10 protein-coding genes are annotated in these 15,083 nt (G+C 25.7%); 7 read left to right on the top strand and 3 right to left on the bottom strand.

What is annotated here, in order from left to right; translation table 11 throughout:
• The first annotated feature begins 213 nt into the window (after nucleotides 1-213).
• From BN7997_RS10355 to BN7997_RS10330, 6 genes are all read left to right on the top strand, one after another.
• Nucleotides 214-1,425, top strand: coding sequence for a cation:proton antiporter (locus tag BN7997_RS10355; protein ID WP_071120708.1), 1,212 nt, complete (start codon nucleotides 214-216; stop codon nucleotides 1,423-1,425).
• 502 nt (nucleotides 1,426-1,927) lie between these two features.
• Entirely contained in the window at nucleotides 1,928-3,901 is a 1,974-nt protein-coding gene (locus BN7997_RS15285) for an aminotransferase class I/II-fold pyridoxal phosphate-dependent enzyme (protein WP_456300066.1), read from the top strand.
• Between the two features lie 10 nt (nucleotides 3,902-3,911).
• Nucleotides 3,912-4,205, top strand: a complete 294-nt coding sequence (locus tag BN7997_RS10345; RefSeq protein ID WP_071120709.1) for a nitrous oxide-stimulated promoter family protein — start codon at nucleotides 3,912-3,914, stop codon at nucleotides 4,203-4,205.
• 478 nt (nucleotides 4,206-4,683) lie between these two features.
• On the top strand, nucleotides 4,684-5,895 hold the full coding sequence (locus BN7997_RS10340; RefSeq protein ID WP_071120708.1) for a cation:proton antiporter: 1,212 nt from the start codon (nucleotides 4,684-4,686) through the stop codon (nucleotides 5,893-5,895).
• A gap of 430 nt (nucleotides 5,896-6,325) precedes the next feature.
• Entirely contained in the window at nucleotides 6,326-7,783 is a 1,458-nt protein-coding gene (gene pdxR, locus BN7997_RS10335; protein ID WP_071120707.1) for a MocR-like pyridoxine biosynthesis transcription factor PdxR, read from the top strand.
• A 458-nt stretch (nucleotides 7,784-8,241) separates the two neighbouring features.
• A complete protein-coding gene (locus tag BN7997_RS10330) occupies nucleotides 8,242-8,694 on the top strand; it encodes a MarR family winged helix-turn-helix transcriptional regulator (RefSeq protein WP_071120706.1) in 453 nt (150 codons plus the stop codon).
• A gap of 390 nt (nucleotides 8,695-9,084) precedes the next feature.
• Here BN7997_RS10330 and BN7997_RS10325 read toward each other — a convergent pair whose 3' ends face one another.
• The 3 genes from BN7997_RS10325 to BN7997_RS10315 form a co-directional block, all read right to left on the bottom strand.
• On the bottom strand, nucleotides 9,085-10,059 hold the full coding sequence (locus BN7997_RS10325) for a LacI family DNA-binding transcriptional regulator (protein WP_071120705.1): 975 nt from the start codon (nucleotides 10,057-10,059) through the stop codon (nucleotides 9,085-9,087).
• Nucleotides 10,060-10,477: 418 nt separating this feature from the next.
• A complete protein-coding gene (gene gtfA / locus BN7997_RS10320) occupies nucleotides 10,478-11,947 on the bottom strand; it encodes a sucrose phosphorylase (RefSeq protein ID WP_071120704.1) in 1,470 nt (489 codons plus the stop codon).
• An 18-nt stretch (nucleotides 11,948-11,965) separates the two neighbouring features.
• Nucleotides 11,966-12,922, bottom strand: coding sequence for a carbohydrate kinase family protein (locus tag BN7997_RS10315; protein ID WP_071120703.1), 957 nt, complete (start codon nucleotides 12,920-12,922; stop codon nucleotides 11,966-11,968).
• Nucleotides 12,923-13,648: 726 nt separating this feature from the next.
• On the opposite strand from BN7997_RS10315, the gene melB reads away from it, so the two are divergent.
• Nucleotides 13,649-15,022: a melibiose:sodium transporter MelB gene (gene melB / locus BN7997_RS10310; RefSeq protein WP_071120702.1), complete on the top strand. Its 1,374-nt coding sequence runs from the start codon at nucleotides 13,649-13,651 to the stop codon at nucleotides 15,020-15,022.
• Nucleotides 15,023-15,083 lie beyond the last annotated feature (61 nt).

Here is a 15,083-nt window from a genome sequence, read left to right as displayed (position 1 = left end):
GGGAAAAAATAATATATTTTAAGTTAGATATTTAGATGAAGATTTTTTAAATAAGCATTAAAAAGTATTAAAGTGTTAATTTAAGTAAAATATCAAGTAAAGTAAGTTTTTATGATTAGTTTAATTTAAAATGTAGCATTTTGGTATAGTTTTCATATATTAATATAATGTTATTTCTTATATAAACAAAATTTATTGGAGGTGGATTGTTGTATGTTGTCTTATGGATACTTATTAGATTTAGCATTAATACTATTAAGTACAAAACTTTTAGGTATAATTACTAAAAAATTTAAAATGCCTCAAGTAGTAGGTGCATTATTAGCAGGATTAATTTTTGGGCCAGCAATGCTTAATATTTTAAAAGAAACAAATTTTATAATACAGTTATCTGAACTTGGAGTTATTTTATTAATGTTTTCTGCAGGTCTAGATACGGATTTAAATGAACTTAAGAAAACCGGGAAAGCATCTTTTATAATTGCTTTATTTGGTGTATTAATTCCGTTGATTGGTGGATTTTTAGTGGCATATCTATTTAGTGACCTAGATTTAATGAAAGAAGCTACTACAAATGTTTTATTACAAAATATATTTATAGGAGTTATTTTAACAGCAACTTCTGTAAGTATTACTGTAGAGGCTTTAAAAGAAATGGGAAAACTAAATACTTCTGCAGGTACTGCCATATTAGGGGCAGCTATTATAGATGATATACTAGGTATTATTGCATTAACTATTATAAGTAGTATGGCAGATACTTCTGTAAATGTTGGTTTTGTATTACTAAAAATAGTTGCATACTTTATTTTTGTAATTGTAATTGGAATTACTTCACATAAAGCATTTGATATATGGATGAAATATGAAAATAGAGATAGAAGAAGATTTATAACTGCTGCTCTTGTATTTTGTTTACTATTATCCTATGTTTCTGAAGAGATATTTGGTGTTGCAGATATTACTGGTGCATTTATTGCAGGGTTGATATTATCTAATGTAGAGAGAAAAACATATGTAGCTAGTAGATTAGATATTTTATCTTATTCTTTACTATCACAAGTGTTTTTTGCTAGTATCGGACTTAAGGTAGTATTGCCTAATATGAGTATGGCAATAGTAATGTTTGCTACTGCACTTACTGTTGTGGCTATATTAACTAAAATTATAGGTGCAGGTATAGGTGCTAAGATTTGTCATTTTTCAAATAAGGAATGTATACAAATAGGAACGGGTATGGTGTCTAGAGGTGAGGTTGCACTTATAGTTGCAAGCAAGGGTGCAGCACTTGGAGTGCTTTCTAGTTTAATGTTAGGACCTATTGTTATAGTTGTTGTTGTCACAACTATAATTTCACCTATTTTATTAAAATTAGCTTTTAGTGATAAAAATAATAATATAGCATTAAATCCTGATGGCAAATAACCAGCAGGATTTGATGATATATTATATTATGGATAATTTATAACATTAGAATATATTAATAGAATATGTAAATTTTATTTAACCCAACTTAAGGTTACTTTATTTAAATTATGTAAACTTAATGGTAATTGTGTTAGGTCTAAGAGTATTATTTTATTTTTTAAATATATCGTTGGTGAAATGAAATGTTTCACCGACACATCGCTCAAGCGAAGCGAATTTTTTATTGCAAAGCTTATGTAAGAATTGATATGATAATATACGATGGTGTACCATATGCTCTTAAATTAAATGCACTTTATTGATTAACTAAAATTAGTTCAATACCAAAAGTGAAACTGAGGCAGGTTTAAGTTTTAATGATTTATTATATAAAATAATAGAATATTCCTTAAAACCATCAAGTAGACAATAAAATTGAGGTGATAAGGTGTTACTTTCTAATCTTGTAATTAACAAAGATGAACCAATTTATATACAAATAAAAAGATATATAAGTAATATGATATTAAAAGGATTGATACCTAATAATAGTAAGCTACCTTCTACAAGAGAACTTAGCCAAATTTTAAAGGTAAGTAGAAATTCTGTAAATTTAGCCTATGAAGAATTAAAAGCTGATGGACTAATATATTCAGTATCAGGTAAGGGAACTTTTGCAAAGTCAAATAGTAGCTTAACTAAAAGTAATTGGTGTATTAATTGGGAAGATAAACAAAACAGCTATGCTAAAGTGGCAAATGATATGGATATAATAAAAAATGAAATACCTTGGGAAAATGGTTTGATTTCTTTTAAAAGTATATCTCCAAATGGAGATATGTTTGATATAGATGAATTAAAAAAATCATTTTTAAATAGATTATCTTTAGAAGGACATAAGTTACTTAATTATGGTTATGCAAAGGGATATAAGCCTCTTATAGAGTATCTATTAGAATATATGAATAAAAAAGGTGTTGATACATGTAACAAAGATATATTAATAACTAATGGATTTACAGAAGGCTTAGATATTATTTTATCTTCATTTACTTCACCAGGAGATTATATAATTTGTGAAAATCCAACTCACAACACATCTATAAAGATTATGAAGGCTTTAGGATTAAATTTAATTGGAGTAGATATAGATGAAAATGGATTAGACTTTGATATGTTAGAATCAAAGTTAGAGAAATATAAAGATAAAATAAAGTTTGCTTATATTACACCATCATATCATAATCCAACTGGTACTGTAATGTCACCTGAAAATAGGTACAAATTTTATAATTTGATGAAAAATAATAATATACCAATTATAGAGGATGGATTTAATGAGGAGCTGCTTTATTCTAGTTCCCATATATTTCCTATATGCTCATTAGATAATTTAAATAATGGAGTAATTTATATTGGTAGTTTTTCAAAAATATTATTTCCAGGTATGAGAATAGGGTGGATATTAGCAGATAAAAATGCTATTTCAAAATTAGAGAGTGTGAAAAGATGTAGAAATATACATGTATCTTTTTTAGATCAAGGAATACTATATGATTATTTACAAAGTGGAGCATTTGAAAAATATATCAAAAAAGCACGTAAATTTTATGGAGAGAAATTTAATTTTGCATATAAATGTGTAGAAAAGTATATTCCTAATGAATATATTTTTGGAGATGGTGGACTTCATTTATTTTTAAAGTTTAAAAATATAGACACTAGAGAATTATTAAATAAATNACATACTTTTGCTTGTGCTCAAAGATTATTTGATATATTAGATGAAGTACCAGCAGTTGATGAAGTAGAAGGTGAAATAACTCTTAAAACTTCAGAAATGTCTATAGAAAATATGGACTTTAACTACGGTGATAGAAATGAAAAATTATTAAATAATATAAACCTAGATATAAGAAAAGGTGAAAAAATAGCTATACTTGGAGAAAGTGGATGCGGTAAGAGTACATTACTTAAGCTTATGATGAGATTCTGGGATGTAAACAATGGATCAATAAACATAGATAATAAGAATATAAAAAATGTGCCAACTAAGACTTTAAGAAAAACTCAAACTTTGGTTACACAAGAGACATTCTTATTTAATGATAGTATAGAAAATAATATAAAAATAGGTAAAATAGATGCTACTGAAGAAGAAGTAATAGAGGCTTGTAAAAAAGCATCAATACATGATTTTATAACTACTTTACCACAAGGATATAAAACTAATGTTGGAGAGTTAGGTGGAAATTTATCTTCTGGAGAAAGACAAAGATTGGGTATAGCTAGAGCTTTCCTACATGATGGAGATATATTAATACTTGATGAACCTACAAGTAACTTAGATACTTTAAATGAAGCTGAAATACTAAAGAGTTTAGAAAATCATTGTAAAGACAAAACAGTTGTAATGGTATCTCACAGAAAATCAAGTGCAGCTATATGTGATAAAAAGATTTATGTAAAAAATAATACATTAAGTTACAACTAAAGGTGAGATTATGACTAGAATAGAAAAAGAAAAACAAACTATAAATCTTATGATAAATATATATTGTAAAAAGAAGCATAAGCATAAAAATGGATTATGTGAAGATTGCCAAGAACTATTAGAGTATGCACATAAGAGACTTGATTTTTGTAAGTTTGGAAATGAAAAGAGCTTTTGTAGTAAATGTCCGATACATTGCTACAAAAAGGATATGAAAGTTAAGATTAAAGATGTTATGAAGTTTTCTGGACCTAGACTTATTATATATAGTCCTATGCAGTTTATTAAACATATATTTGAGTAAATAAAATTGTCTTCTTTGTAGAAACTAATAAAGAATATTGAATACATAAGGGCAACATGGAACAAATCATGCTCCAACAACTCAAATAAAGAGAAATATTAGAAAGAACAATAAAAGATAAAATATACATAAAACCTATATAAAGATAATTTGATTTAATAAAATCTATATCTTTATATAGGTTTTTCTTATATAAGTATATTTTATACTTAAAAACTTATTTAAATGAATTGTCATTTAGTAATAATCTAAAAAATATATATTAGGGAAAAAATAATATATTTTAAGTTAGATATTTAGATGAAGATTTTTTAAATAAGCATTAAAAAGTATTAAAGTGTTAATTTAAGTAAAATATCAAGTAAAGTAAGTTTTTATGATTAGTTTAATTTAAAATGTAGCATTTTGGTATAGTTTTCATATATTAATATAATGTTATTTCTTATATAAACAAAATTTATTGGAGGTGGATTGTTGTATGTTGTCTTATGGATACTTATTAGATTTAGCATTAATACTATTAAGTACAAAACTTTTAGGTATAATTACTAAAAAATTTAAAATGCCTCAAGTAGTAGGTGCATTATTAGCAGGATTAATTTTTGGGCCAGCAATGCTTAATATTTTAAAAGAAACAAATTTTATAATACAGTTATCTGAACTTGGAGTTATTTTATTAATGTTTTCTGCAGGTCTAGATACGGATTTAAATGAACTTAAGAAAACCGGGAAAGCATCTTTTATAATTGCTTTATTTGGTGTATTAATTCCGTTGATTGGTGGATTTTTAGTGGCATATCTATTTAGTGACCTAGATTTAATGAAAGAAGCTACTACAAATGTTTTATTACAAAATATATTTATAGGAGTTATTTTAACAGCAACTTCTGTAAGTATTACTGTAGAGGCTTTAAAAGAAATGGGAAAACTAAATACTTCTGCAGGTACTGCCATATTAGGGGCAGCTATTATAGATGATATACTAGGTATTATTGCATTAACTATTATAAGTAGTATGGCAGATACTTCTGTAAATGTTGGTTTTGTATTACTAAAAATAGTTGCATACTTTATTTTTGTAATTGTAATTGGAATTACTTCACATAAAGCATTTGATATATGGATGAAATATGAAAATAGAGATAGAAGAAGATTTATAACTGCTGCTCTTGTATTTTGTTTACTATTATCCTATGTTTCTGAAGAGATATTTGGTGTTGCAGATATTACTGGTGCATTTATTGCAGGGTTGATATTATCTAATGTAGAGAGAAAAACATATGTAGCTAGTAGATTAGATATTTTATCTTATTCTTTACTATCACAAGTGTTTTTTGCTAGTATCGGACTTAAGGTAGTATTGCCTAATATGAGTATGGCAATAGTAATGTTTGCTACTGCACTTACTGTTGTGGCTATATTAACTAAAATTATAGGTGCAGGTATAGGTGCTAAGATTTGTCATTTTTCAAATAAGGAATGTATACAAATAGGAACGGGTATGGTGTCTAGAGGTGAGGTTGCACTTATAGTTGCAAGCAAGGGTGCAGCACTTGGAGTGCTTTCTAGTTTAATGTTAGGACCTATTGTTATAGTTGTTGTTGTCACAACTATAATTTCACCTATTTTATTAAAATTAGCTTTTAGTGATAAAAATAATAATATAGCATTAAATCCTGATGGCAAATAACCAGCAGGATTTGATGATATATTATATTATGGATAATTTATAACATTAGAATATATTAATAGAATATGTAAATTTTATTTAACCCAACTTAAGGTTACTTTATTTAAATTATGTAAACTTAATGGTAATTGTGTTAGGTCTAAGAGTATTATTTTATTTTTTAAATATATCGTTGGTGAAATGAAATGTTTCACCGACACATCGCTCAAGCGAAGCGAATTTTTTATTGCAAAGCTTATGTAAGAATTGATATGATAATATACGATGGTGTACCATATGCTCTTAAATTAAATGCACTTTATTGATTAACTAAAATTAGTTCAATACCAAAAGTGAAACTGAGGCAGGTTTAAGTTTTAATGATTTATTATATAAAATAATAGAATATTCCTTAAAACCATCAAGTAGACAATAAAATTGAGGTGATAAGGTGTTACTTTCTAATCTTGTAATTAACAAAGATGAACCAATTTATATACAAATAAAAAGATATATAAGTAATATGATATTAAAAGGATTGATACCTAATAATAGTAAGCTACCTTCTACAAGAGAACTTAGCCAAATTTTAAAGGTAAGTAGAAATTCTGTAAATTTAGCCTATGAAGAATTAAAAGCTGATGGACTAATATATTCAGTATCAGGTAAGGGAACTTTTGCAAAGTCAAATAGTAGCTTAACTAAAAGTAATTGGTGTATTAATTGGGAAGATAAACAAAACAGCTATGCTAAAGTGGCAAATGATATGGATATAATAAAAAATGAAATACCTTGGGAAAATGGTTTGATTTCTTTTAAAAGTATATCTCCAAATGGAGATATGTTTGATATAGATGAATTAAAAAAATCATTTTTAAATAGATTATCTTTAGAAGGACATAAGTTACTTAATTATGGTTATGCAAAGGGATATAAGCCTCTTATAGAGTATCTATTAGAATATATGAATAAAAAAGGTGTTGATACATGTAACAAAGATATATTAATAACTAATGGATTTACAGAAGGCTTAGATATTATTTTATCTTCATTTACTTCACCAGGAGATTATATAATTTGTGAAAATCCAACTCACAACACATCTATAAAGATTATGAAGGCTTTAGGATTAAATTTAATTGGAGTAGATATAGATGAAAATGGATTAGACTTTGATATGTTAGAATCAAAGTTAGAGAAATATAAAGATAAAATAAAGTTTGCTTATATTACACCATCATATCATAATCCAACTGGTACTGTAATGTCACCTGAAAATAGGTACAAATTTTATAATTTGATGAAAAATAATAATATACCAATTATAGAGGATGGATTTAATGAGGAGCTGCTTTATTCTAGTTCCCATATATTTCCTATATGCTCATTAGATAATTTAAATAATGGAGTAATTTATATTGGTAGTTTTTCAAAAATATTATTTCCAGGTATGAGAATAGGGTGGATATTAGCAGATAAAAATGCTATTTCAAAATTAGAGAGTGTGAAAAGATGTAGAAATATACATGTATCTTTTTTAGATCAAGGAATACTATATGATTATTTACAAAGTGGAGCATTTGAAAAATATATCAAAAAAGCACGTAAATTTTATGGAGAGAAATTTAATTTTGCATATAAATGTGTAGAAAAGTATATTCCTAATGAATATATTTTTGGAGATGGTGGACTTCATTTATTTTTAAAGTTTAAAAATATAGACACTAGAGAATTATTAAATAAATGTTATAAAAAAGGTGTTATTTTTATGCCAGGAGATATATTTTATATTAATAATGAAATAAATAACACTTTGAGACTAGGTTTTTCTAGACTATCTTTTGAAGAAATAGAAAAGGGTATAAAGATTATTGGTGATACTATTAAAGAACTTCCTATTGATGATTAAAATAGGGAGTTTTTTATATATTTTATTAGTTTTAGATATAGACCTCATAGTTTAGTTTTAGGTTACTATTACAAAAGTATATGATATTATTATAGCATTTAAGTAAATTTTATATAAATAAATTAAATATTTTAGAATAAGATTTTTTAATATAAAAATATAAGTGAAAATAAAGAACAAATTTTTTCAAAATTAATCCTAATAAGTATTATATATTAAAAAATAAAAATATGATAAAAACTTTATCTTAATTGTGCAATTATATATTTTGTAGGTATAAAATAATGATTATAAATAAAAAGAATAGAAAATATTAAATATAAAATATAAAATATAATATTTTTTATAAAAAAATTATTAATTATATATTTTTTGTTAAAATATGTATGTACCAATTGAAGTTAAATGTAGATTTTATTATAATAATATTGGAAAATAAAATTATGGAGAACGTGATTATGAGAAAAATAGAAGACATATTAAATAAATTATTAGTTCAATTATTTAATGATATTTTACAAATTGAAGAAAAGTCTCTTAAGAATACACAATTCACTGATTTATCTATAACTGAAATACATACGATAGAGGCAATTGGCTTAGATAGATCTAGAACTATGGGAGAAATTGCACATGACTTAAGAATAACTGTAGGAACATTAACTACAGCAATAACAAAGCTTATTAAAAAGGGATATGTTGAAAGAAAAAGAATTGAAGAAGATAGAAGAGTGGTGCTTGTGAACTTAACTTCTAAAGGAGAAGAAGTTTATAAAGTTCATCAAGTATTTCATGAAGAAATGATATGTGCAATGCTTAGTAACTTTTCAGATGAAGAAGAACAGGTTTTATCAAAGTCACTTGAAAAATTAAATACTTTCTTTGAAGAAAAATATAAAAGCTTCCAATAATTAGTTATGATACTGTCAAGTAGATACTTATAAAAAAGCACCCTATGTGCATGTATTTGATATTCAACTAGAATCATGATTATAAAAGTATATAATCATTTATAAGTTTAGTAATTTCTTTTGGATTATTAGAATTAATTAAATAAATGAATTATCATATTAAGTGCAATACCTAAAAGTTTATAAAAAAATAGCTCATAAGTTTATGTTACAGTAATAATAACCACAAAAATATTTAATCTTAAGGAACATAAAATTATGAATTATAATCATATTAACATAGGTAAAAGTATAAAAAATAGACCTCTGTAGGTGTTTTGGATATAAAACACCTACAGAGGCCTTAGCTGTAAAATAAACATAAAGTGTTGCACTTATATTGACAACCTATCAAGTAGTCTCACCTTTTATAAGCGTAACAGTATGATTTGATTCCAAACTAATATTTTCATTATTGATTAATTTAATTAATTTATTAACAGCATCAATACAAATTTCTTTAATAGGTTGTTTTATAGTAGTTAAAGTAGGAATAAATAATTCTGAACTTTCTGTACCATCATATCCAACTATTTTTAAATCTTTAGGAATGTCTATGCCTCTTTTGTAACATTCTTTTATAACTAAAATAGCCATATTGTCAGTTGCAAATACCCCATCAATATCTTTATAGCTATTAAACATATAATCTATGTAATGTAAGTTTTGTTCCTTTGAAAAAGTATTTAACTCCATTTCGATAGTATGAACATTTACGTTACTATCATTCATTACCTTTTCAAATGATATATGTCTTTTATTAGCAGAAGAATTTAATACACTTGTACCTGCAAATTGAACTACATTTTTACATCCACAATTTATTAAATGATTAGCGGCTAAAATACCACCTTGTATGTGGTCAGCAGATACTATAGGAATATTTTCCCCTAAATATCTATCTAATGCTACTATAGGCATGTCTATTTTTAAATAATCTTCAATTTCTAAGGTATGGCTTCCTATTATAATTCCATCTACTTTATTTCTTTGTAGCATATTTATATATTCTTTTTCTCTTTCTTTACTATTATATGCATTACATAACATTAGCTTATATCCATTTTTATATAAATGTTCTTCTATATATTTAGTTTCTTCAGCATAAAAGCTAATACTTATATCTGGAAGTATTAATCCAATTATATTAGTTTTTTGTCTAAAGAAATTTTTTGCCAACTCATTAGGATGATATCCTATCTTTTCCATAGCATCATATACTTTTTTTCTAGTTTTTTCAGATATATATCCTCTATCGTTCATAACTCTAGATACTGTTGTTACGGATACACCAGCTTCCTTTGCAACATCTTTTATATTAGCCAAAAAAGTACCTCCTTTGTCTTACTTAATTAGTATATTATACCATAATAGTTTAGAGATTTTGAGTAAGTACATAATAACTTAACTCGTTGTGCTAGTTAAATTTAGTCATTGAAATTACTAAGGTTGATTATATAAAAATGAATTATTAAAAAATATTTGATAGCATTTTCAATATGTGTAGAGATTAACTAGCACAACAGATTAACTTATTTTTAAATAAATAAACTTTTATACATACTATTTGACACATTCTATATAAAAATATAATTATTATCTCTTAACATAAAAAGATATAGTTGTAATTATAATTTAAATCTTACAACTATATCTTTTATATAAAAATTAAATTTTATTTTATCTATATAATTTTATAAAAATTGTAAATAAATAGTATACGATAACTTAAATGAAAGTATAACTATATATTGTATAATACAATATTTTTATTTTCATCTATATATTCTATAACTGATTTATATGTATCTAGATCAATATTTAATGTACAAAACTTATCATCTTTCTTCCAAGTAAGTTTAATCTCATTATCTTTAGCATTTTCTATAATAAATTCACCATTAAATGCAGGATAATCATTTCTAAAATCTATAAGTTTAAGTAATCTTTGTACAACTGGTTTTTGAACTTCTTTTTCTATTTCCGAAATAGTAAAGTTATGTCTATTTATTTCACGACCTTCACCAGTTAATTTCACCATTTCATCATCATTTTTACCGGCTAATAATCCAACATAGTATACTTGAGGTATACCCGGCGCGAAAAATTGTATAGCCCTTGCAGCTAAGTAAGCATCATCATCACAGTTTAAAACAGAGTAGTATGAACATCTTATTTGATGAACATCAAATCCATCTTTATTTTTGTGAGCATCAGAGTATATTAAACTTAAGTTAGATCCTCTTTCAACACAAACATCAACTATTTTTTGAGCAGCTTTAGTTTCAACTAAATCATCTAAGTCAGGTTTAACTGGTATACCATCATGACAATCTAGCATAGTAAATTGTTTATGAGGGCGAACTTTTAAGTAGCTATAAAGTCTATTACTTGATTTATTTATTAATGTTTCAAGTATCATATATGGTAATATAAAGTCATAAATCCAGTTACCATGTTTAGCCAATTTAAATTGTGTTGTATAATGTGCATGTACTTCAGGTAATAGTTCTATACCTAAGGAAGTAGCTAATTCAGTGACCCAATCTAAAAATTTATAAATTTCTGGTTCAACGAAGAAACAACTTGTACCTATTTTTTTCACTACATAGCCAACAGCATCTAATCTGACAATTTTAACATTTTGTTTGCTAAAGTTAGTCAAGAAATCTGTAAGCAATTGTTTAACCTCTGGAGCATTAATATCTAAATCTATTTGTTCAGATGGAGTTTCTTTTCCAAATGTAGTCCATACAGTTTCTTGTTGACCAGTACTTTCTATTGTAAAAGTAGAGTATGGAGTAGTTCTACGTAAAAACATTTTAGATATATCTTCTTGAACTGGTTTTGAATCACTCCATATTTTATCAAGTGTAAGGAATAAGTTAGAATACTTAGATTTTCTTCCGTTTTTTAAAAAATCTTTAAAAAATACTGATTGTCTAGATATATGATTAACCATTAAATCAAGAAGTACATCATGTTTTTCTCCTATTTTTCTTATATCTTCCCATGTACCAAATTTAGGTTCAATTTCAAAATATGTAAGTGGTGCAAATCCTCTATCTCCTGATGATGGGAATGGAGGAAGTATGTGAATACCTCCCTTAAATGTATTTGGAAAATATGTTGTAAGTACTTGATTAAGTGTTTTTAAATCTCCCCCTAGAGAGTCTGGATAAGTTATAAGTTGAACTTGATTTTTTACTGCCATTTCTAAATTCCCCCAATATTATATATTATAAATATCTTTAATTTCTTCTATAGTAGGTAGGTTAGCGATTGCACCTACGTGTTTAAGCTTAAAAGCACTTGTTGCAAATCCAAGATTTAAAGAATCTTTTAAAGAGTATGATTTTGTTAATCCTGTATAAAAACCAGACCAAAATGCATCTCCAGCTCCGGTAGTATCAACTATTTCAGTAGCGAAAGTTTTAAATGTAAGAGTTTCATCTCCATTAGTTACAATAGCCCCATCTTTTCCAAGGGTCATTATTACTAGTTTTGCTCCTAAATCTATAAATTTTTTAACTTGGTTTTCAGGAGTATCACATCCAAAGATTCTTTCTGCATCAACTTCAGATGGTTTTACAATATCAACTTTAGATATAATATTTTTTATATACTCTAATCCATTGTGATTCTTTTCCCAAATCATTTCATGATAGTTTGGATCAAATCCAATAAGAATATTATTTTCTTTTGCCTTATCTATTACCTTTTCAATAGTTTGCCTTGAGTTTTTCTGAGAAATAGGCCAACAAGAAAAATGTACTATTTTACAATTTTTTAATGCATACTCAATATTATCATCGTATTGAAGGTTATAATCAGCACCACGATAAAATATTGGAACTGGAGTTGTTTTACTTTTTGATACAAGAACCATACTAGTAGAATTATTGACCTTACTAATATACCTAGTATCTATACTATTGTTTTTTAGATGATTGATTAAAAAATCACCTAAACCATCATTTCCAACTGCTGATGATAAAGCAGAATTTCCTCCTAATCTTTTTATATTCATAGCAATGTTAGCAGGTGACCCACCGAAGCACTTAGTATATTGACTGCAATCAAAATTATCATCATAATCATTTGAAATCATATCTACTAATAATTCCCCAATAGTAAATACATCGATTTCCTTATTATTAAATTTTAATGTGTTATCAAAAGAAAACATTTTATTCCCCCTATTATTAATTCCTTTACTTTTTCAGTATAGATAGTTATACAAAATATGTCAACCGATTGACATAAAAATATAGAATTTAATAAAATAATTAATAAAACTAACATTTTACCATATTTAGCACACATAAAAATATTTATAAAAAGATAAACAAAAATTACAATATAAGGAAAAGGTTTTAATTGTAAAAAAAGGAGGATAAAGTAAACTATAGGGAAGTATAGAGAATTTTAAGGGTTAAATTTACTCTCAATAAGTAAGGATAATCTAGGATCTACATAAATAATGAAAAAGAAGATAATATTTAGGGNGTTATCAAAAGAAAACATTTTATTCCCCCTATTATTAATTCCTTTACTTTTTCAGTATAGATAGTTATACAAAATATGTCAACCGATTGACATAAAAATATAGAATTTAATAAAATAATTAATAAAACTAACATTTTACCATATTTAGCACACATAAAAATATTTATAAAAAGATAAACAAAAATTACAATATAAGGAAAAGGTTTTAATTGTAAAAAAAGGAGGATAAAGTAAACTATAGGGAAGTATAGAGAATTTTAAGGGTTAAATTTACTCTCAATAAGTAAGGATAATCTAGGATCTACATAAATAATGAAAAAGAAGATAATTTTTAGGGGATTTGAAATATTTATGTAGTTACTAAAAAAGTTTATCGAATAAAATTAAATAAAAAGGGGAATTGAAAATGAAACTAACTTTTAGAGAAAAATATTCTTATGGAATAGGTGCTTTTGGTAAAGATTTAGTTTATGCTTTTGTAGCAACTTATTTAATGATGTTTTTTACAGATGAAGTAGGTATATCTTCTGTTTTTGTAGGAGGATTGTTCTTTGTATCGAGATTTTGGGATGCAATTAATGATCCTATAATGGGAAAAATAGTTGATAATACTAATACAAAGTGGGGGAAATTTAGACCATGGCTCTTAATCGGGACATTAATAAATGCAGTTGTTCTTATATTTTTATTTATTAATCCAGCTAAATTTTTATCTGGGAAAATGGTATATGTATATTGCTCAGCTGCTTACATATTATGGGGAATGACTTATACAATAATGGATATACCATACTGGTCAATGATACCGTCATTTACAAGTGATTCTTCAGAGAGAGATAAGATGTCGGTTATACCTAGAGTTTTTGCAACTATCGGCGGCTCAACAGTTAATACTTTTGGGTTAATGTTAATATCATTTTTAGGAATAGGAAATAACTCTATAGGATATTTTAGATTAGGTGTTGGTATAGCTATAATATTTGTTATATCAACGTTAATAACAGTATTTAATGTAAAAGAAAGAAATATTGTAGAAAATCAAGAAAAGATAACTTTAAAAGGTGTATTTGAAATATTATTTAAAAATGATCAATTATTAGTAATAATTGGATCAGTAATAATTTATCAAATAGCATTATTTTTAGTTGCAGGATTTGCATTATATTTTTTCAAATATGCAATACAAAATGAAAGTTTATATGCAGTATTTACAGGATTATCAACAATAGCTCAAGTTTGTGCATTAATGATATTTCCTAAATTAGTAAGCAAACTATCAAGAAAAATAGTTTATATTTTAGCTTGTTTACTGCCTGTAATAGGATTTACATCAATGCTTTTTATAAGTAGTTTATCTACTAGTTCAGTATTATTATGCATAGCAGGAGTTATTTATAACTTAGGATTTGCTTTCTCATCAGCATCAACAACAGTTATGTTGTGTGATGCAGTTGATTATGGAGAATACAAAGTTGGTAAGAGAAGTGAAAGTATTATATTCTCTATGCAAACGTTTATAGTTAAGTTTGCTACAGCATTTAGTGGTCTTATAGTAGGTATTGGGCTTAATATAATCAATTATGTTCCAAATACTGTACAAAGTGCTCAAACTATAATTGGAATGAAAGTAATCATGTTTGTAATACCATCGTTATTAATGTTAGCATGTTTAGGATTGTATTTGAAATTCTATAAATTAAATGGTGAATTTAAAGATCATGTTTTAAATGAAATAGAAAAAAGAAGAAATAATATAAATAATAAAACACAAAAAGTTTAATTATATAAGTTATATTAACTAATGAAAATAAAATAGATAAAAAACTAGAGGTTATCATTGT

The sequence above is a fragment of the Romboutsia timonensis genome (assembly GCF_900106845.1).
Taxonomy (GTDB): domain Bacteria; phylum Bacillota; class Clostridia; order Peptostreptococcales; family Peptostreptococcaceae; genus Romboutsia; species Romboutsia timonensis.
This window is presented reverse-complemented; position numbering and strand designations above follow the sequence as displayed.